Source organism: Paenibacillus sp. LC231, from assembly GCF_001860525.1.
Lineage (GTDB): Bacteria > Bacillota > Bacilli > Paenibacillales > Paenibacillaceae > Paenibacillus_AQ.
Genome location: NZ_JFOM01000011.1, coordinates 70186 through 89579, shown reverse-complemented (window position 1 = coordinate 89579; position 19394 = coordinate 70186). Strand labels below are relative to the sequence as shown.

The following is a 19394-nucleotide window of genomic DNA, read 5'->3' as shown; positions in this document are numbered from 1 at the left end:
TAATGTTTGTATCCTTGACTTTTTGTCTACAAATAACAGCAGCCCCCTCTGCCAAATTGCAGAGGGGGACTGTTGTGCAACTCATATCTCTATGCCTTTCATGATCTATTGGACTCTGTAAACGGACCATCCAATCTCCTCATCCCCTAGCGTGCTAGTATGATTATGAATAATTAAGCAATGGCATATCAATCAAGCGAGTTCGCTAAGAAGTTTACCTGACAATGCCGAGACCCATCCGAACGCAACCAGTCCTGCGCACCCCATGATGACACCGGTCCACACCCCTGTCCCCATTCCTCCCGCAATTAGAAGCGGCGCGACTACCGCCGTTGCAACCGAATACCACTGCCACCTTTTCTCCCCCAAGCGCGCGAATCGAATGGAGAGTATAATACTGGCCGCTATAAGGCAAATGAAAGCCGTAAAGAATGCGAAGGAATGGATCGCTGCCTCCGGACTCATTGTAACTGGGATCCCTTCAGGAGCACCCTCAGGGAATCCGAGTCCCGGATCTGGGCGGAATAAGCCGGCCAGCGCCATGCCAGCTCCATACAGTCCGATCAATATCGGCCCCCACAATCCTCCTGTTTCACCTCGCAATAATGATCGCATACCCGCAGCACCCAATAATGCCAGAAGGCCGGTAATGATAAATGCGATGCTTTGGATCCACCCCCAATCTCCGAGCGTAAGCGTACTGATTGCATGCCGTCGGATATCGAAGCCAGTCCGCGTAAAGATCTGAACGACCGACACGAAATAGAAAAAAGGTGCGGAGATCACGCCGGCGGTCAACAATCGCTTTGAGGCCGGCTTCTTGTGCTTCTTGTTAGGCTCGAACTTGAGTTGCATACGTAAACCTCCGTTTTATATTTGATTTACAGGTTACTTCTTCGTTCATCTTTAGCGCTCCTTATCATTTGATCTAATACGTTTGCCATAAGTCCGCGAAGATTAAATCATTCACACCTCAACTCGATCTAAGACTCTGTGCCTTGTACGGCATGATTTCGTTCGCTCTGTTAATACAACGAATTAGTGACGGTATGATCGACAATTGGACCGACCTTTTCTCAAAATATCGTCCAAATTAATTCCTTTCTCTGAAAAAATCAAAAAGCACCCCTGAAATGTGTTTCGTCAAATTCAGAGGTGCCTCCACTAATTAATACTCGATTACTTGATTCTATTAAAATGCAACAACTTTTCCGGATCCATCACGACATAAACGTTTGAAGCTGATCCTGTAAATAATCAAACGTAATCGTATTCTAGGCATACCGTTGATTTCACAAATTACACAACGGCAAGTTTTAAGGCCAGCCTTACTGCCCGTCAATGTCTACCTCTAAACCGTTTAATCGCATCCTCGGTCACCGGCTCGAAGAGGTTAAGAAGGTTGCCATCGGGATCGCGGAACAGCATAGAACGGTTCCCCCACGGCATCATGGTCGGTTCCTTTACCCAATGATCGACAAATGGCTTCAAGCGCACATATTCGGCTTCGACATCGTCGACGCGGAACTCAATAATGATAGTGCGATTATTGGCCCCCACTACGGAACCGGCGCCGAATAGCTGCGCCGTCTGGGAGTGGCCGATGGCAAGGGTGCATGATGGCATAACGAGTTCGGCAAATACGGGTGCGGGTCGCTCCGCCGAAACCCCCATGACTTTCTCATAGAACTCGACGAGACGATCCACGTCGTCCGTAATGATGCGTACAGAAGCGAAATTCACAAGATATCATCCTTCCTAATAATAGGTTTGGCTGTGTCCCACAGCCGTTGTAAAACATACTTTTTCCTTATCTATCTCCTTTACATTTACATGTCCAATTATAAAAAAATGCTACTGACAACGTTATGTCAGTAGCATTTTAGCATTCTTTGGGCAGCTCCATCACGATGGCCGACAAACGATCTATTTTGTTCATTCACTGCTCCCTTGAAACGTATTACTGTACAACAAAAACTTGCCGTTACTTATGATACGGCTCCCCCCGATTAATCTTCACCGCCCGGTAAATCTGCTCCACCAGCACCAGCCGCATCAGCTGGTGCGGCAGGGTCATCCGCCCGAAGCTAAGCTTCGTCTGGGCGCGCTTCAAGACGTCCTCGGAGAGGCCGTTAGAGCCGCCGATGACAAAAGCCACGTTGCTGGTCCCGTACGTGCCCAGCTTGTCCATATGGGCCGCCAGGTCCTCGCTGGACCACAGCTGGCCGCCGATCGCGAGGGCGATGACATGGGTGTCTGGCTTGATATGGCTGAGAATGCCCACGCCCTCCTTCTCCTGCACTTGGCGCATTTCCGCTTCGCTCATGTTCTCTGGCGCTTTCTCATCCGGCACTTCGTGCACGGACAGGCGCACGTAAGGCGCAAGACGCTTACTGTATTCGGCAATGCCCTGCACCAGATACTTCTCCTTCAACTTGCCTACGCATACCATCTGTATATTCATGGCGTATTTTCGCTCCTTAAAGTCTGCTGTTATGTCGTTCATTCTAACATTGTACCGCCACCAATTAAAGGACATACACAGCCCCCGACCCGCCTTCCTACAGCAAGCTCCCACATTTCCTTTTCAATACAAAATCAATCCAGCAGAGCATTAGAGTTTTGAGAATCGCCAACTCGTTTACTTCTAAGCTTGCTCGACCGAGTTTGACCAACTTACATCAATTATCGAAAAAAAACCACTCTCCCTAAGAGTGGCTCTTCTCTTCCTATCTATTTTAAAATGATCGGCAGCTCTTTCAGCGCGAACATCATCGTGCTATCCATCCGTGCCATTTCTACCGAGCGATCACGACGAAATTCGGGATAACGGTCCAACAAGGTCTGAAGGGCAATCCGGGACTCCATACGGGCCAGCTGGGAGCCCATGCAGTAATGGATGCCGCTTCCCAGGCCCAGATGCGGGTTCGGGTTACGGTGGATGTTGAATACATCCGGCTGATCAAACACATCCTCGTCATGGTTGGCTGAGGCCATCCAGATATAAACGTACTGCCCTTGCTTCAGCTCCTGCCCCCGCAGCACCGTGTCCTGCTTTACGCTGCGGAACATCACTTGTACAGGGGAGAAGTAACGGAAGACTTCCTCTAATGCCCCTGGAAGCAGCGCTGAGTCTCCAAGCACCTCTGCACGGACCTCAGGCAGACTGTCCAAGGCGAGCACCGCCGATGAGATCAGATTGGTTGTCGTTTCATTACCCGCTACGAGAAGGAGAATACAGAACCCGATAATCTCCAGTTCGGTGAGGTGTTCATTGTCAATACGCGCCTCCACCAGCTTGGTGATTAGATCCTCCTGCGGATGGCGACGGCGATCCTCGGCGATCTCCGAGAAGTATTCGCTCATCTCCCGCTGACACTGATAATAAGCCTCCCCATTGTCACCCACCAACGCGTCCGACCAGGCCTTGAACCGTTCCCGATCTTCCATCGATACGCCGAGCATCTCCGCGATCACCGTGATCGGCAGCGGGCTTGCGAGATCGGCCACGATATCCATCTTCCCCTTCTTCTCCGCTTCGTCCAGCAGGGATGTCGTAATCTCCTGAATCTTGGGAGCAAGCGATTCGATCATGCGAGGCGTAAAAGCATGGGATACCAATTTACGCAGCTGACGGTGCTTCGGAGGATCCTGCCGAAGAACACTGGATTCAATGGGATCATCGGTAGAAGAGCCCCCTTGGGAAGAGAACACTTCGTAATTCGTGAAGACGGCTTTGACATCCTCGTACTTAAAGACATTCCATGCTCCATTGCCATCCATCGTCGTTACCGGAGATTTCGTTCTCATCTGGCGGAACCATTCCAGCGGGAGTAAACCGTTCTTATTCCATTCCATGCTTAACACCTTCGCTTTCCATCGCAAAATTTGAACTGACTGGTCAGTAATACATAATTAAAAAAAGAAGGCCCTGCTCATTCAAGCGATATAAACAGGCCTTGGGTAATCATTGTGAAGGCAAACCGCTCCAAATCGTCCCGCGAATACCGATCTTGATGATTCAGGTAATAATTGCAGGTACTCTCCAGCGTACCGACTATGCTGGCAGCGGCCAAGTCGGGATCAACGGCACGGCACAGGTTCTCCTCACACTGCCCTTCCTCAATCATCCTTGCCAGAAAGCTTAAATAATTCCTTTTCAGCTCCTTTAACTCATCCAGGACATCCTGCTCGATACCGTTCGAGATCTCATTAAACACGATGTGCGAGAAATGGCGGGATTCGAGAAACAGATCCAGATGATGGCGAATCGTGCGCTCCATCTTCTCCTTCATTGGCAGGGAGGAATTCAGATCTGCCTCCGTCCGCTGCATGATATCTTCGAAGCCCTGTTTCACCACCGTCTTGAAGAGCTGGGATTTACCCGGGAAGTTATAGTACAGAGTCCCCTTGGCGACCTGTGCGCGGGCGGCAATCTCGTCCATGCTTGCGCGGTGATATCCGTTCTCGGAGAATACTTCAATGGCTGCTTGGATAATTTTATCTTTGCTCACAGTTGGATCGGCCCTTTCACATCTATATTTCAGTTCATTGTTCTTGTCCTGACTGGTCAGTTCAAAAATAAGATACCACGCTGGGAAAAATTAGTCAACCGAAAGACATGCCTACACGAATACCGGAATTCTTGCCCTTATATTTCGATTCTTATGCTGATTTCCGTGGTATCCTATACATATGGCCCAATACAGTGTATATTTCAACAGTGCTGGTAAACAATCAGCATATAGGAACAAGAATATACCGTAACGGAGTGATTGATTGAGTAAATCCAAGGGCAAGGGCGGAACAGGCAGAGGCACGGGCAAGAAGGGCTGGAGCCGCTGGGATGCAAGTGCGAGAAGAGCGAAGAGTAAACCTAAACCTTATACCAGTAAAGGGGCCAAGCAGGCAGACGGTACATCGGAAAGCCGAGAATCATAAAGGTACCCCATAATGAACATATGGTACAGATCGACCTGATACATCATAATGAAGGAGATGAACGGATTGGACAATCAAGAATTGATAGCGGATATGCCCGAGAATTATGAGGAGCTCAAAAGCTCCGCCAACCGGAACGCCAATTGGAGAGAACGTTTAGATGCGGTGGAAGCGTTAGGAAATTGGAAAAATCAGAAATCCATTGATATTTTGTTGCATAGACTGAATACGGATGCGGTTTATCAGGTGCGAGAGGCAGCCTATCGTAAACTTCTGGCCTTTGGGGAGGACGTGCAGATGCCGGAAAGACCCAAAGGCGAGCTGATGAAGGACGTTTCGAAGGTGCTGCTGCGCATCAAAAAAAGCCTTCCCCGTGACCACACGTATGAAGACTTCAAAGAGAAATTAAAAAAAATGAGGGTCGACATCTACGACACGTACGAAGGTGACAAAGGCGCTGATTTTGATCACTGGCTGGAGCAAACCTGGTCCTCGTTATTAAGACGATAACAGCGCGTCAAGCCTTCCGGAGCTGACTATGTATATGAGAAATCCGGTTATGTTATACTGAACACAAATATTAGTTATAGGAGTGGTACTCTGAGAAAGCAAAAGCCCATGTCGTTTGATGATCTGTTGAAGGAATTACAAGGCCAAAAATCGGTACAGGAGGATCCGGATAACATCTCTCTGGAAAAGCTGTTCAATGAATCGTTTATGCGTAAACATTCATCCCACAGCAGTTTTGGGGATTTTGTCGTAAAAGGTAACTTCCAAGTGGAAACGCACGAAGATATCGATAACATTCCGGATGAACTGTTTGACCGTCATGTTTCAAGAGAAACCGATTTTCCGGATTGGAAATCGATGCTGGAGCAGGCAAAAGCTGATTACGCGGCTGCCATTAAGTAAATCAATGATAATGTTGCTGCTATCTCGCAGCTATGATCAGGGGCCCCAAGGCCCCTTTTTCTATTCCATTCGCCATCTGTGCTGGCATATGACATGATCCTCCACGCTCACTCGGACTTGGATTCCGATTCCGTCTCCGCCTTATCCCTGAACTTCTTATAGAGCTTCGTAATATTCGCCGTATTGATCTCGATATTGTGCTCGTACGCGTATTTCACCGCATATCCCAGCGCCAGGGTGGTGGCACCCGCTACCGTCGCTCCGGCAACCGATCCCGCTCCAGGGAAAACCTTCACGATCTGCCGAAAAATGCTCTTGCCGATATTGCCGAATATCGTAGCGATGACCAGTTCCTTCGCCGTCTCTTTGCTGATCGGCCTATTGTACAGCACCGCAAGCCTGGTAAGCAGGCTCACCTGAATGCCGGTAATCGGAATAATATCCGATCCCGGAATAGGTGATGCGCCTACCGCTCCTGCCGAGATCGAGGCTCCGATGATCCATCCGTTGGCAGTAGCAGACTTCTCCTTGATGCTTTTGGCAAAGAGAATGTCTTTAGACTTTTTTTTAAGCATCTCCAGAATGCTGCTTCGCAGCCGGTCGATATTCTCACCCGTCCGTGAGGATACCGGCGCAACCTCATAGCGACCTCCGGTCTCCTTCTTGATCCGCGCCACCAGACGGTCGATCTCATCTGCAGCGTCAATTTTGTTCAGCACGATCAAGATGTTCGTGTTCACGGCCTGAATCATCTCGAAGGACTTCTTCTCCGCCTCGGAGAAGACAGTGCCGGCAGCGTTCAGGAAGAATAGAACGATATCCGCTTGTTTATAGTATTTCAAGGTTATCTCTGAGTTCGCGATGTTCACATCATTCAACCCGGGTGTATCTATGAAGTAAATATGTTCCTTGTACTTATGCGGTTTAATTTCCGTCGTTTCTCCAGGCTCTGCCCCGACGCCAGCGACCTCTTCACCTACGATCCGGTTCATGGTAGAGGACTTGCCTGTGTTCACATCACCAATCAGAGCGATGAGAATTTCCTGCTTCAGCTGACGGTTGATTTCATCCATTTCCTTCTCATATGCCTCATCAGCTGCCCGGCTGATCTCGTCTTCCCATGATCTTCTGTAGTCACCCATTTCTGATCGTCTCCATTCACGATAGGTTATCGCGCCTCGTTGTAATCTATACATCCATCATACACTATGAAGGTCTGTACAACGAAGCCGGTTGCTCATTCCAGAGACAACGATCGGAATGTTTGGCCATACTTATTACTTACCTCTTCGTCCACTCCATGAAAAGGCTGTTCATGAAGGAAACCGCTCCCCAAGAAAGTCTAAACAAAAAAAGCGTGAATCATCACGCTTTCTCATTCGCATTATTTATTTAATTAACATGTTCACGTTACACAACTAAAAACTCAGCATGCTTCTCGCACTCCGCGCACTTCACCGGTGGGTCCCAGTCCGAAAACTCGGTCTCCTTCAGATCAACAATATCCGGGGCATCCTCATATTCATCCACGAAATTTTCGATCGCTAGTTCCACATGTTCCTTGCATACGACGTACATTCTATGCATCCTTTCTATCTTTCGCCTCATGTTGTGTTTATCTTCAAACCAGTATAGCCACTCTTCTGTTCTACCACACTCTACGAGAAAAAGAAATGTTTTTAACCCATTTGCTCATCCCGGCCGGATTTCAATCCACAAAAGCTTCCTATCTATCCATGGATTTCACATCAAAAGTCCTTATTACCACCATTATTTCAATGCGGACAGCAAAAAAGAGCGTAATCCACGCTCTTCTTCGCGGCCGTTTCACGGCTCTTATCTAACCTTTTTCAAATCTCTCTATATTGGATACTATTCAACGCTAACCATTATATATACCCATGAAATGATGCACGAAACAATGGACAAGCACGTTCACCCTAAAAAATCCGCAGTGATTCAGGGCCAACCACGTCACCGATCCAGCCTGCCTTATTCTCCAGGCTTTTCTTCCAGCTTCACCTTCAGCGACTGCAGCTTGCCGTCACGATAGAAGGTCACGTCCAGGTCTTTGCCTACCTTCGTGTTATAGTAAAGGTGCTTGCGCAGCTCCAGCGTCGTCGTAATCGGCTTGCCATCCAGCTTGACGATCACGTCATTCAGCTGCAGACCCGCATCCAGCGCAGGTCCAAGCGCATCCAGCACGACCACGCCTTCGGTTACCGTCTTCGGCAGCTTGAGGTCCTCTTTCTCTTTCTTGCTTAGCGGAGCATACGGATTACCCAAGTCCACGGTATATACGCCGAGATAAGGGCGTGCAATATGCCCCTTCAGCATCAGCTCGGTTACAATCTCCGTAATTTCATTGACCGGAATCGCAAACCCAAGCCCTTCTACGCCGGTGTCCGCGATTTTCATCGTATTGATGCCGATAACTTTACCGTTCAAATCCACTAGAGCGCCCCCGCTATTCCCCTCGTTAATGGCGGCGTCGGTCTGAATGACCTCCTGCTCCCAATCATAGATACCATCCTGGTTCAGGGATACCGGTATTACGCGGTTCGTGTAGCTGACAATCCCGGATGTGAGCGTGTCACCCAGGCCGAGCGGGTTGCCGATGGCGATGACGGTTTCACCGAGGCGAAGCTTGGAGGAATCCCCAAACTCTGCAACTTCTCCGATGCCTTTACTGTCAATTGACAGAACGGCAATATCACTAACTTTGTCTGTGCCGACCAAGGTCGCCTTCTTCTTCTCGCCGCCTACCAGCACAACCTCCAGGGAATCGGCACCATCAACCACATGGTTATTCGTAATCACAAAGGCTTTGCCCTCGAGTTTCTTGAAGATAACGCCAGAGCCCAAGGTGTCTTCCTGTGAGCCGCCGAAATCATTTCCGAAATCAAAATCCTCACCGAAGTCGAATCCCTCCGGAAGCTCAAAATCCCCTTCTTCCTCTGGCAGGGCACCGAAATCCTCTTCCAACCCTTCTCCCTCAAGACCTTCCTCTTCTGGCATTGCGGTCTCTTTATGTGTCAGCACACTGACAACAACCGGTCGGACCTTCTGAGCAACGCTAACAATCCGTTCATAGGGATCCCCATCGGACTTGGACAGCTGATGGCTGCCATTAATCAAGGTAACCGGTGAAGAGGTCGCAGGATGGCCTGTTATGAAGCTAAACAGCATCACCGCAATCAGAGCACTGCACACAGAACTGATCGCGGAAATCTGGAATGTGGATAAACCCTTTTTACGGCGGGTCGTCCGCCACTTCGTTCGCTCAGGTCGGTCCTCGCTGGTATTTTTGCTCCGTCTGGAAATTTTAGTTGAATAGAAATCATCGTCAAATAATCCCATTGCGATCCCTCTCTCCCCTTGGTTGCTACGCGTCAAGATACTTTACCAGCTTCAGACCCTCCGCCATTACCGACTGACCTATGAAATCATCTTGTCGTCATAACAACCTGCCCTGTACCGAGTGTATCTAGCTTCCTATGAAATCGGCAGCGTGCCACCTGTTAAATATCTCTCTACTGTAAAGACTATTCAGCGGCCCAAAAAGTTGCATTTTTAAGCATTCTATTTGAACTTTTATCGAAATATCGCTCTACCAACCATATTTCAATCCATTGCCTGAAATCTGGTTCCATAAAAGGTATGTATTCCCACCCGACAGTTCAAAAAAAACCCTGTATTCTTCTATTACCACAAACAGGGCGACTTAAGCGCGAAACATCTGTTTTTTCTAAAAAGAGATGGGAAAACTTGGGCCATCCTTATTTTAAAAATGCAAAATGCCTAGTGCCTTGTTCGATGCAAGTGCTTAACAGAAGCATTCAGACCTTCTAGTCTTCCTATTGTACCACACGAACAGAGGTTCACGTCAGCTTTCTTTGATAAAAACAAATGCCAAATTGATGGCAATTTTAAGGGTCGGTACAATGACAGATTCTTCAATCCATAACAACGAATAGTCAGGATGAACATATTAACCTTGTATACGTAACAGCCGACCAAACGGTTCCATTATGAAGGGATTTTCTCTAATGATCCAAATTCCTCTCTTCCGGCATATCCGCTATTCCCAACTGCCTGCCACCCTCATTCGCGCACTCCCCCCTAACTACCGGACAATTGTGTAAAGAAAATGGCAAAAACCGTCGGTCTTGCATGACGAAATCGATCCCTTTTGAACCGCAACGTTGAAGGAATCTCCGGGACCCACACATCATTCCTATTTTTGGATTCCCCGCAACTTATTCTTCCTACACCATCCATTGAAAAAATACTTCCAGCCCCTCCTTACGCTTTGCTCCTACAGACAAGATCGGCCTATCCCGTTTCCACTACTCGAATGCCTCGGTTCCATTCTCTTCAGCTCTCCCTCATGTTTGAACTGGTTAGGTTATCCATTCATCTGTCGGTGCCCCGCAGGGAATGTTATGAAGGGGAAACTATTGCAAGGAGGGTTATGGGATGGCAAGAAGATCAAGACGGCGCCGGAGTCCCGAAATGCAGCAGTTCATGACCGACGTCATGCGGAACGAAGGCTATCAAGTGGACCCGCAGAGACAGCAGGACGTCAAATATGAGGTGGCCAAGTCACTCGGTGTCCCTCTTAAACCGGGCGACAACAGAGACCTGACCACCGAGCAGGCCGGTAAAGTCGGCGGTGCGATTGGCGGTTCCATGGTCCGGGAGATGGTGCGTATGGCACAAGAGAGTCTTAGCAAGCGTTAGAACGAGCCTCGTCTCTCGGAACTCAGTATCCCTTAAACTGCAAAACAGCCCCACGTCATAGTTCCCTATGATCGTGGGGCTGATCTTGTTATGCCTATATATTGATAACTAATAGTAAAATTGCTCAAAAAGGAATGCTTCATTGGTAAGAATGTCGTTATCTAAACTCCCTGTGCGTACGGTGTATGATCCGGGGCATGCCTTGGATGGCTGTCGACCATATGCCTATTCGCCGACCTTATCCCAAGGGGTCGGGCGGTCATAATACGTATCACACAATTTAAACTCGCTGTCCTTGAAGAAACAGCCGCGGTCCTCCATCGTATCGCGGACGGTCATTCTCGCCAGCTCCATCATGTTGTGATCCAGGCTGAGATGGGCCAGATACGTTCGTTTGGTATCCCCCGTCAGCAGCTCGCTTAAGGCATCGCCTGCCGAATTATTCGACAAATGTCCCATATCGCCGAGAATCCGGCGTTTGGTATTCCACGGATAGCGTCCCATCCGAAGCATCTCGATATCGTGATTGGCTTCGAGCACCAGGACATCCGATCCATCCAGCGCCTTCTTCACCTTATCGCTGACATAACCGAGGTCCGTCGCGACGCCCAGCTTCTCGTCGCCGTCATAGAAGCAATAACCGACCGGTGCCGCAGCGTCATGGGATATTTCAAAAGGCTCCACCCGCAGTGTGCCAAAATCCTTGACCTCATGACTCTCCAGCACAATCCGGTTCTCTTCCGCAATCTTGCCCAGCGACTTGCTCATCGCTTCCCATGTTTTCTCATTCGCATAGATCGGCAGATTGTATTTGCGCGCCACCGCGCCAAGCCCCCGGATATGATCCGAATGCTCATGCGTGACCAGGATCCCGTCGATTTCTTCCCCCATCATTTCGCGTTCTTTCAACAACTCATCGATGCGCCGTGCACTTAAGCCCGCATCAATCAACAGTGTCGTATCCTCATTGCGGACAATGGTCGCATTGCCCGTTGAGCCGCTCGACAGCACGGAAAATGAAATCCCCATAGTCTTGTTACTCCTTTGTCGTATCGCTTTTTGGCGTCAGCACGTCCCCGCTGATCCCTTGTACATAGATCATCTCGCCATGATCCAATGTAAACCGCCAAGTTGGTGCTGCTAACTGGTCCTCCGTATTAAACAACTGTCCGTAATAGCCCAGCTGAATGTCCCTTACCGCCGAATCGGGCGGGATGAAGTTACGTTCAATGAGCGTTTCCAAAGCCTTGGATGCGGGCAGAACCTTTTGTTCCTCCATATCGTCGGTTGGCATAATCTCAAACACCGGCTCCCGGTACGCATGGATCTTCTGGGATTCGTAAATGAACTCCAGCTCCACATTGAACAGCGGCCATTCCTTCTGCACCAGCGGCCGGAAGACGATGATATTCTCTTTATCCGACTGCGGATCATGGCGATAATTCCCGAGATCCTTGATCTTACCCTCCAGCGCATTCCGCAATTCCTTCTCATCGGCATAAATCAGCTCCGTGTCAATGGGCTGCTCCAGCCCTACCGGCCCTCCCTGCGCTTCCGCGCTGTAGATATAATTAATCTTGGGAAGCTGCGGCGTTTCCGTCGGAATCGGACTCAGCAATTGAATCCTATTCTCCTCAATCACCTGCTGCGTGCTCTCGGAAAGCGAGGTGAAATCCAGATTGGAGCCGACCTGCTCGCGGTAATCCATCCAGAGCTGATAGCCCAGCACCAGATTCAGCAGCAAAAACGCGTAAATCAATACATTTTTGGCACGGCCCCAATCCATGATGTTCCCTCCTTATGATTCAATAACGATCTCTATCATTACTCGAGTGTGATAACTGACCCATTCTGGAGCTCTAAGGCCCATACAGGCTTAAGCAGCAACCCTTCTCCCGCACGCACCGGTAAATAGGCAGGATCCAGACTGATAACCACATTCTTTCCCTCCATATAAGGCTTCAGCTTCGCCTCCAAGGCCTCGCCACCTGTCAGCTTCACCATCTGTTTCTTCAAGGCAGCAGACTCAAGATATAACAGCGAGCGCTCATACGAGGTCACCGTCCCCTGCTGTAAATCCAATTCCATGACGCCATACTGGAAGCCCGGTGTATTCAGGATCGGGAATCCGCCATAGTACTGCTGGAACTTTACCAGCGTCCGATCCTCGGATTCACCCGCCTTAGCCAGCCTGTACGTGCCATTCCAGCCCCCGTGCTGATTCACGAAATCGATGGCCGACAGCACATCCTTGCCGGGGCTGCTCTCACCGGATGGCGGCGCAGCCGGATCGGTATAACTGATCCATTTTTGCCCCTGATCCACCTGCAGGCTCCGTTTACTGTCTGTATAAATCTCGGAGCCGTCTTTTTCCCGGATATTGCGCGTGATGCTAGGGTCAAAGAACAGGCTGCGCTGCATCTGCTCTACCGTATATTCGCCAATGGGCAGTTCCATGCTGACCATATTCAGTTCCTTCGCCGGGGTATAATACCGGCCATCCACCATCTTATAAGGCGTCCAGCTCAGCCCGAAGTCCACCAGCTGATCCACATCCTGGACGGTCAAATCCGCCTGCGCGGCTTCGTAGACCACATCGCCCTCTGTACTGAAAAACATGACATGGATCTTCGCTTCGCCTTCCACGCTGTACAGCCATATTTTATTGATGCTTTCCCCTTCAAACAGGGTGTCCGGGACGATCTGCATCACTCTTTGGAGCAGCGTAACCGGAATGCCCGAATCAAAGCTCAGCTCAATGCCCCGATTCTCGGAGCGAACCTTAGCCCAGTCGATGTTGCTGACCATCCGACGCTGGAAATTATCAAATGTCCGGCCTTTGAGCCGGTTATACACAAGATTGTAGAACGTATCGTTCGGATAGAACACCGTATGTTGGTCTTCGCCCAGATGAATGATCATCTTGTCGGGAAAGAGCAGATTCTCGGCCTTTTCCTCCGGGCCCATTTCTTCTGTTCGGATATAGGCGTTCTTGGATTGCACAACCGAATCACTGCCCGGAAAGCGGAAAATCAAAACGTAACTCTGCAGCAAACTGCCCACGACCAGCACAACCAACAGAATGGTCTTTAATCGCTCCTTCACGTTAATGCCCTCCCCTCGTTATCCAGGGGCAAGGTGAAGGTCACCGTGGTGCCTTTCTCCAGCTCGGATTGAAGCGTAATAAAACCTCCATGTGCCCTGACAATTTCCCGGGCAATGGATAATCCGAGACCTGTTCCGCCTAAATTGCGCGTCCGGGCCTTATCCACCCGGTAGAAGCGCTCGAAGATCCGGTCCAAATCTTTCTTCGGAATGCCGATCCCGGTATCCTTTACCGATAAGGACAGCATGCCTTCCTCCGTTATGCTCGCATCCATGGTGATAGTGCCTCCGTCTGGCGTATATTTAAGGGCATTGGATATCAGATTATCGAGAACCTGATCAATACCGTCCCGGTCCAGCATAGCTGTCGATACGCCCGGTTTCACCTCAATAATGGTGCGGATATGCTTTTGTTTCATTTGGAATGAGAAGCGGTCCTCAACGTCCTCCAGCATCTCCACAATGTCCGTCGGCTCCTTATGCAGAGCAGCCTCCTTGGAATCAAGCCGTGACAGATGCAGCAGGTCCGTTACCAGCCGGATCATCCGTCCGGTCTCATTCTGGATAACGCCGACAAAACGCGGCCCCATCTGTTTATCCTCCAGCGCCCCATCCTCCAGCGCTTCGGTATAACTCTTAATGGTGGTCAGCGGCGTACGCAGCTCATGGGATACATTCGCCACGAACTCCCGCCGCGACGCTTCCAGCTTCTCCTGCTCCGTAACGTCTTGCAGCACCGCAATCGTACCGGTGATGCCGATTTCCCGCCGATGAATCGGAGTAAAGGTTACACGCATCATGAACGGTTCGCTGCCCTCGCGCGGCACAATCTCCAGCAGTTTGGAATCATGCCCTTCGCTGCGCGCCAGCGCCTCCGATTCGGACTCCTCAAGACCCAGGAGGGAAACGATATCGTGTCCTGCCAGCTCTTCTCCCTCCACGCCCAGCATTTCCCCGGCGCGCCGGTTCATCAGGATGACACGTCCCGCTTCATCGGTTGCGATAACGCCGTCACTCATATTGGTCAGAATCGATGCCAGCTTCTCTTTCTCTTCTTCGTTCTGCGAGAGGGCTTCGCGCAGACGGCTGGTCATATAGTTGAACGCCTGGCTGAGCTGGCCGATCTCATCGCTGCCGAACACCGGCGTTTTCTCGGTAAACCGGCCGTCCGCGACGGCCCGGGCATGCTTGGTCAGCTCCTTGATCGGGTTGGTGATCGTATGCGACAGGATGACGCCAAGCACCGCCGTCAAGCCAAGGGCCAGGAGAATGCCCGATATAAAAATATTGTTGATCCGCTGCATCGTGCTGTACAGCTCGCTCATGCTGGCTACGATATAAATCGCGCCGACGATTTTCTCGTTGTACATGACGGGCTTGGCCACCACTTTTTTGCGGATGTTATCATCATCGATAATATACTCTTCATTATCCTGTATACCCTGCAATGCCCGGCTGACAACCGTCTGCGTGTTCTTCGTGTTCACGTAATCGGCATGGGAGGGCAGCGAGGTCGTCAATACCCGTCCGGTGGAATCCAGTACCTGAATCTCGGCTCCGTTCAGATTGAACAGATTGTTCACCATGACGCGCAGGCTATCATACGGGTCCTCCTCCGTAACATTCTCGCCGCCAAGGGTCTTGGCCGCCAGAACCGACATCAGCTCTGCGCGTTCCTGCAAGTCCTTCGTGAAATTGCTGGTCAGCGAGTTCTTCATCGCACTGACAAAATACACCCCGATCAGCTGCATCGCGATCAGTATGAGAAGGACATAAATGATGATGACCTTCGCCTGAATGGTGCGGAAGAAGGACAGCCACTTCATTACAGGCCTCCGTTTTTAGCGCTGCGCATCAGGTAGCCCAGTCCGCGCCGAGTCAGAATATATTCCGGCTTGCTCGGATTCTCTTCAATCTTCTCGCGAAGTCGGCGAATCGTAACATCCACGGTCCGCACATCGCCGAAATATTCAAACCCCCATACCGCCTGCAGCAAATGTTCACGAGTCATCACTTTACCGGCATTCCGGGCCAAATAATACACCAATTCGTATTCGCGGTGCGTCAGATCGAGCGCTTCCCCGCTTTTATATACCATGTACATATCGGTATCAATAAACAGCTCAAACAGCCGTAGGCCTTGTCCGCCTGCACTTGTGCCGCCTGTGTTATCCGCTGAGTTGTCCGGCTTTTGCTGACGGCGCAGATGCGCCTTTACGCGTGCCAATATTTCTCTGGTGCTGAACGGCTTCGTCACGTAATCATCCGCGCCAAGCTCGAGTCCAAGCACCTTGTCAATCTCCCCGTCCTTTGCCGTCAGCATGATGATCGGGATCTGCAGGTTCGCGGCACGTACCTCGCGGCACACATCCATTCCGTCTTTTCCGGGCAGCATCAAATCAAGCAGCATTAAATCCGGCCGCTTCGTAAGCGCAATCTCCACCGCGCTAATGCCATCAAAAGCGCAGATGACCTCATAGCCCTCTTTTTCCAAGTTAAACTTTAAAATATCGGCGATGGGTTGTTCGTCATCCACCACCAGAATGGTTCCCTGCATTGTCCTGTTCACCTCATACCTTCACATAAAAAGGGTGTTCAAAAAATCCCTCTTTGAACTCACACTTAAACGGTCTTCTTCCCATTTTACCACACCTGCCGCCGCTACACACCCACCGCTCCTAACAGCTGACCCGATTCAGTGGGTGGTTTTCAGCGGTTGAAGTTTATAACTATACTGGATTATGATGGAATATAGCTTTCGAAGGGTGTTCATCCATCTTATTTAAGTTAAGATTGAGAGCTCAATCTATAAGTACAGGGAGGGGTTGTTTGGATGGAAAGTACAAATATAGTTACTCATTTTAGACCCATATATATTCTGTTTATCCTCATTCTGATCATCACATTGTTCATCATGATTTTTCGGAATCGCCCTAAAGTAATCAATGGTTTTACAATCGCAATAATTACCCTTATTAGTTTGGCAGTATCCGCTCATCTGACCTATCAAATAGGTTACCTTGCAGATGAATTGGGAACCGGCGGCGACGCTGTATCCTTTAATATGTTTATTGCAGTAGCGATACTATCGTTGGTTAATCTCCTAGTCTACGCCTACAAAAGAGAATAGTTTTTATTGATGTGTCCCACCCACTCCGCCTCCCAACGGCCGCCCCGATTCAGGGGGCGGCCACCCGCTTCGCAGCGGAAAGCACGGGGATGGATTCGACAGATAAGGGAAAACCTTCGGCAGCAGCGAGCGGTGTCATTCGGAGAGCGGTAGCGATCGCCTATGGATTCGGAAAATCTCAGCTTACGCAACATTCCTATTTTCCGAATTCAACAGCGACGGAGAAGGATACCGCTTGCGCCACCACTGCGGATATTTCCCGTTCTGTCCCATCCACTCCACCTCCCAACTGCCGCCCCGATTCAGGTGGCGGCCACCCCCTTCCCGGCGGAAATGACGGGGATGGATTCGACAGATAAGGGAAAACCTTCGGCAGCAGCGAGCGGTGTCATTCGGAGAGCGGTAGCGATCGCCTTTGGATTCGGAAAATCTCAGCTTACGCAACATTCCTATTTTCCGAATTCAACAGCAACGGAGAAGGATACCGCTTGCGCCACCACTGCGGATATTTCCCGTTCTGTCCCATCCACTCCACCTCCCAACTGCCGCCCCGATTCAGGGGGCGGCCACCCCCTTCCCGGCGGAAATGACGGGGATGGATTCGACAGATAAGGGAAAATATCTTGGAAGACGCCTTTGGGAGTCTTTTGTTACCTCATAAAATTCAATTCAGACAAAGGGCGGACAACAGCGGCTGGAAAGATATTTCCCGTTCTGTCCCACATCCCCATTACATCCACCTGTTTAAGACGCAAAGATGGCCGCCCCCGTTAAGGAGCGGCCATCTTCACTATTATGATATATGAACCAATAATGGCTTATGTCGCATTGGTTTATCTAGTATAACACAGAACTACAGATAATTCATCGGATTTTGAGCAACTCCATTTTTTTGTACTTCGAAATGGAGATGAGTTCCAGTAGAACGGCCCGTATTGCCCATGACGCCCAGCTTGGAGCCTTGTCCAACAGATTGTCCGTTGCTTACGGAAATCCTGCTCATATGCCCATACAGGGTGCGGTATCCATTGCCGTGATCGACAATGACGACATTGCCGTAACCGCTCTGCTGACCGGCGAAGACCACTCTGCCCGAAGCGGCAGCCATAATCGTGCTTCCGCCAACCATATCGACACCTTCATGGCTTCTTCCCCAGCGATGACCGTAGGAACTCGTAATGCGTGCCCCGCTGACCGGCCATGCGAACATGCTGCCGCTGGATTTCTGGGTCACCGTTGCCGCTTTTTTCTTGGGCGCTACCTTGGTGCCTTTATACACCACTTCCGGCAGGGACTCCTGAACCACCTGTTGGCCTGTCCATTGCTTAGAGATGACCTTGCCGTTCTCTTTGGTTACGATGTAATCCACGGTTTTGACGCCATCCCGCCCGGGACGAACGACCTTTCGTTTCCCCAAAGGAAGCTCGCTGCTCTTGCGGACAATCGTTTCCGGCTTGCTTGGCTGCTTCTCCGACACCGTCTCCACCGTTCTTACCGTCAGCGGTGCTTCCGGTTTCGTTACCTGCAGCTCGGCCCCGATCTGAACGTATTTCTCCTCCAGTCCGGGATTCAGCGCCATGACGTCAGCAGACTTCATGCCAAAATGCTGCGCAATTGAGGAGATCGTATCTCCCTCTTTCACCGTATATACCACCGGCTTGTCCTTCGTGCCCGTAAGCACTTTAACCGCTTCTTCCACGTCCAGCACCTTGTTCGGGTCGGCCTTCGTGTTGGCAAGCGAGATCTTCTCCTTAATCTCCACGGACTGAAGCCCGCTTCCGTCATCGCTCTTCTTGCTCGATGCCGATGCGGACGTCTTCGTGAAAGCGACCCTCTGGGTCTTCTCCTCCTGGGCAGCTGCGGGAGCGAACTTCAGCTTGGCCGCTTCGACGGCAGCTTTGGCTGCCTGCTGATCCTTCACGATGGCAACTGTCTTGCCGTTCACCTTCAGCTCTACGCCGCGGGCATATGCCTTCAGCATGTTATCCAGCTTTTGGAGAGTCTCCTCGCTGTTCACCTCTGGTTTAAAGGAACGATCAGCCTTCGTTGTAATGCCGTCGGTGTGAAGCACCATAAGTACGTCAGGGTGCTCCTGCTGATACTCCTTTTGCTTCTCTTTGAGCAGCTGGTCAAGCTGGGCATCATCTTGAATGGTACCGATCGCTTTTCCATCTACATACACATGATAGAACGGAACCGTATTCGCGTTCACATACGCTTTTCCGCCCGTATATATCGTTCCTGCTATGAGCAATGCCCCTGCCGATATCCAAATCCACCTGCGCGGTGAAGTCCATCCCCGTTTTTGTGGATTCGACGGCTCCGAGGGCTCTCGATTCGAGTTGTTATTGTGGGCAGAATGATCGGCTGCTTGCTTCCGCAAGAGGCTGTCCATCCACCGTTTCCCCTTAGAACCTTTCATGTCTCTCTCCTTTAAGCCTTGTTCATATGTAAGAATCTGTTCATTTGAACTCGCTGACTTAGTATTGATTATGACACAACCTGTCAAAAGGTATCAAAATTTTAACCTTTTCGATCTTCGTATACTTTAACATAGCCATTA

21 protein-coding genes are annotated in these 19394 nt (G+C 50.2%); 7 read left to right on the top strand and 14 right to left on the bottom strand.

Annotated elements, in window-relative coordinates; translation table 11 throughout:
• Positions 1 to 192: 192 nt before the first annotated feature.
• The 5 genes from AK95_RS07575 to AK95_RS07555 all read right to left on the bottom strand — a co-directional run bounded on the left by AK95_RS07575 (position 193) and on the right by AK95_RS07555 (position 4514).
• Complete coding sequence (locus AK95_RS07575; RefSeq protein WP_071219368.1) at positions 193 to 855, bottom strand: DUF998 domain-containing protein; 663 nt, start codon at positions 853 to 855, stop codon at positions 193 to 195.
• A 483-nt stretch (positions 856 to 1338) separates the two neighbouring features.
• Positions 1339 to 1743 carry a VOC family protein gene (locus AK95_RS07570; protein WP_071219367.1) on the bottom strand — a complete coding sequence of 135 codons (405 nt, stop codon included), beginning with the start codon at positions 1741 to 1743 and terminating at the stop codon, positions 1339 to 1341.
• Positions 1744 to 1984: 241 nt separating this feature from the next.
• Positions 1985 to 2464 carry a 23S rRNA (pseudouridine(1915)-N(3))-methyltransferase RlmH gene (gene rlmH / locus AK95_RS07565; RefSeq protein ID WP_071219366.1) on the bottom strand — a complete coding sequence of 160 codons (480 nt, stop codon included), beginning with the start codon at positions 2462 to 2464 and terminating at the stop codon, positions 1985 to 1987.
• Positions 2465 to 2733: 269 nt separating this feature from the next.
• Positions 2734 to 3858, bottom strand: coding sequence for a cytochrome P450 (locus AK95_RS07560; protein ID WP_235613046.1), 1125 nt, complete (start codon positions 3856 to 3858; stop codon positions 2734 to 2736).
• Positions 3859 to 3935: 77 nt separating this feature from the next.
• Entirely contained in the window at positions 3936 to 4514 is a 579-nt protein-coding gene (locus AK95_RS07555; protein ID WP_071219364.1) for a TetR/AcrR family transcriptional regulator, read from the bottom strand.
• A 265-nt stretch (positions 4515 to 4779) separates the two neighbouring features.
• On the opposite strand from AK95_RS07555, the gene AK95_RS33385 reads away from it, so the two are divergent.
• From AK95_RS33385 to AK95_RS07545, 3 genes are all read left to right on the top strand, one after another.
• Positions 4780 to 4941 carry a DUF3934 family protein gene (locus tag AK95_RS33385; RefSeq protein WP_074961815.1) on the top strand — a complete coding sequence of 54 codons (162 nt, stop codon included), beginning with the start codon at positions 4780 to 4782 and terminating at the stop codon, positions 4939 to 4941.
• Between the two features lie 57 nt (positions 4942 to 4998).
• Positions 4999 to 5451 carry a HEAT repeat domain-containing protein gene (locus AK95_RS07550; RefSeq protein ID WP_481855821.1) on the top strand — a complete coding sequence of 151 codons (453 nt, stop codon included), beginning with the start codon at positions 4999 to 5001 and terminating at the stop codon, positions 5449 to 5451.
• 108 nt (positions 5452 to 5559) lie between these two features.
• Entirely contained in the window at positions 5560 to 5853 is a 294-nt protein-coding gene (locus tag AK95_RS07545; protein ID WP_071219362.1) for a hypothetical protein, read from the top strand.
• A 107-nt stretch (positions 5854 to 5960) separates the two neighbouring features.
• Here the strand turns inward: AK95_RS07545 and AK95_RS07540 are convergent, their stop codons facing one another.
• The 3 genes from AK95_RS07540 to AK95_RS07530 form a co-directional block, all read right to left on the bottom strand.
• Positions 5961 to 6995: a GTPase gene (locus AK95_RS07540; RefSeq protein ID WP_071219361.1), complete on the bottom strand. Its 1035-nt coding sequence runs from the start codon at positions 6993 to 6995 to the stop codon at positions 5961 to 5963.
• Between the two features lie 268 nt (positions 6996 to 7263).
• Positions 7264 to 7431, bottom strand: coding sequence for a CxxH/CxxC protein (locus tag AK95_RS07535; RefSeq protein ID WP_006207301.1), 168 nt, complete (start codon positions 7429 to 7431; stop codon positions 7264 to 7266).
• Between the two features lie 414 nt (positions 7432 to 7845).
• Positions 7846 to 9213: a S1C family serine protease gene (locus AK95_RS07530; RefSeq protein WP_071219360.1), complete on the bottom strand. Its 1368-nt coding sequence runs from the start codon at positions 9211 to 9213 to the stop codon at positions 7846 to 7848.
• A gap of 1119 nt (positions 9214 to 10332) precedes the next feature.
• Here AK95_RS07530 and AK95_RS07525 point away from each other — a divergent pair.
• Positions 10333 to 10596, top strand: a complete 264-nt coding sequence (locus AK95_RS07525) for an alpha/beta-type small acid-soluble spore protein (protein WP_194540257.1) — start codon at positions 10333 to 10335, stop codon at positions 10594 to 10596.
• Between the two features lie 225 nt (positions 10597 to 10821).
• Here AK95_RS07525 and AK95_RS07520 read toward each other — a convergent pair whose 3' ends face one another.
• The 5 genes from AK95_RS07520 to yycF all read right to left on the bottom strand — a co-directional run bounded on the left by AK95_RS07520 (position 10822) and on the right by yycF (position 16258).
• On the bottom strand, positions 10822 to 11625 hold the full coding sequence (locus AK95_RS07520) for an MBL fold metallo-hydrolase (protein ID WP_071219359.1): 804 nt from the start codon (positions 11623 to 11625) through the stop codon (positions 10822 to 10824).
• 7 nt (positions 11626 to 11632) lie between these two features.
• Positions 11633 to 12382, bottom strand: coding sequence for a two-component system regulatory protein YycI (gene yycI, locus AK95_RS07515; RefSeq protein ID WP_071219358.1), 750 nt, complete (start codon positions 12380 to 12382; stop codon positions 11633 to 11635).
• A gap of 38 nt (positions 12383 to 12420) precedes the next feature.
• Positions 12421 to 13701: a YycH family regulatory protein gene (locus AK95_RS07510; protein WP_071219357.1), complete on the bottom strand. Its 1281-nt coding sequence runs from the start codon at positions 13699 to 13701 to the stop codon at positions 12421 to 12423.
• Complete coding sequence (walK, locus tag AK95_RS07505; protein ID WP_481855823.1) at positions 13698 to 15452, bottom strand: cell wall metabolism sensor histidine kinase WalK; 1755 nt, start codon at positions 15450 to 15452, stop codon at positions 13698 to 13700. Before walK ends, AK95_RS07510 begins: the two co-directional genes overlap by 4 nt.
• 74 nt (positions 15453 to 15526) lie before the next feature.
• Complete coding sequence (yycF, locus tag AK95_RS07500) at positions 15527 to 16258, bottom strand: response regulator YycF (RefSeq protein ID WP_071219355.1); 732 nt, start codon at positions 16256 to 16258, stop codon at positions 15527 to 15529.
• A gap of 276 nt (positions 16259 to 16534) precedes the next feature.
• Between yycF and AK95_RS07495 the strand changes: the two genes are divergently transcribed.
• From AK95_RS07495 to AK95_RS34085, 3 genes are all read left to right on the top strand, one after another.
• On the top strand, positions 16535 to 16831 hold the full coding sequence (locus tag AK95_RS07495) for a hypothetical protein (protein WP_071219354.1): 297 nt from the start codon (positions 16535 to 16537) through the stop codon (positions 16829 to 16831).
• 89 nt (positions 16832 to 16920) lie between these two features.
• Positions 16921 to 17190 (top strand): hypothetical protein, encoded by a 270-nt coding sequence (locus tag AK95_RS34090; RefSeq protein ID WP_162487555.1) that lies wholly within the window; start codon positions 16921 to 16923, stop codon positions 17188 to 17190.
• Positions 17174 to 17443 (top strand): hypothetical protein, encoded by a 270-nt coding sequence (locus tag AK95_RS34085; protein WP_162487554.1) that lies wholly within the window; start codon positions 17174 to 17176, stop codon positions 17441 to 17443. Before AK95_RS34090 ends, AK95_RS34085 begins: the two co-directional genes overlap by 17 nt.
• A 241-nt stretch (positions 17444 to 17684) precedes the next feature.
• On the opposite strand, the gene AK95_RS07490 is transcribed toward AK95_RS34085, so the two are convergent.
• Positions 17685 to 19253 (bottom strand): M23 family metallopeptidase, encoded by a 1569-nt coding sequence (locus AK95_RS07490; protein WP_071219353.1) that lies wholly within the window; start codon positions 19251 to 19253, stop codon positions 17685 to 17687.
• Positions 19254 to 19394 lie beyond the last annotated feature (141 nt).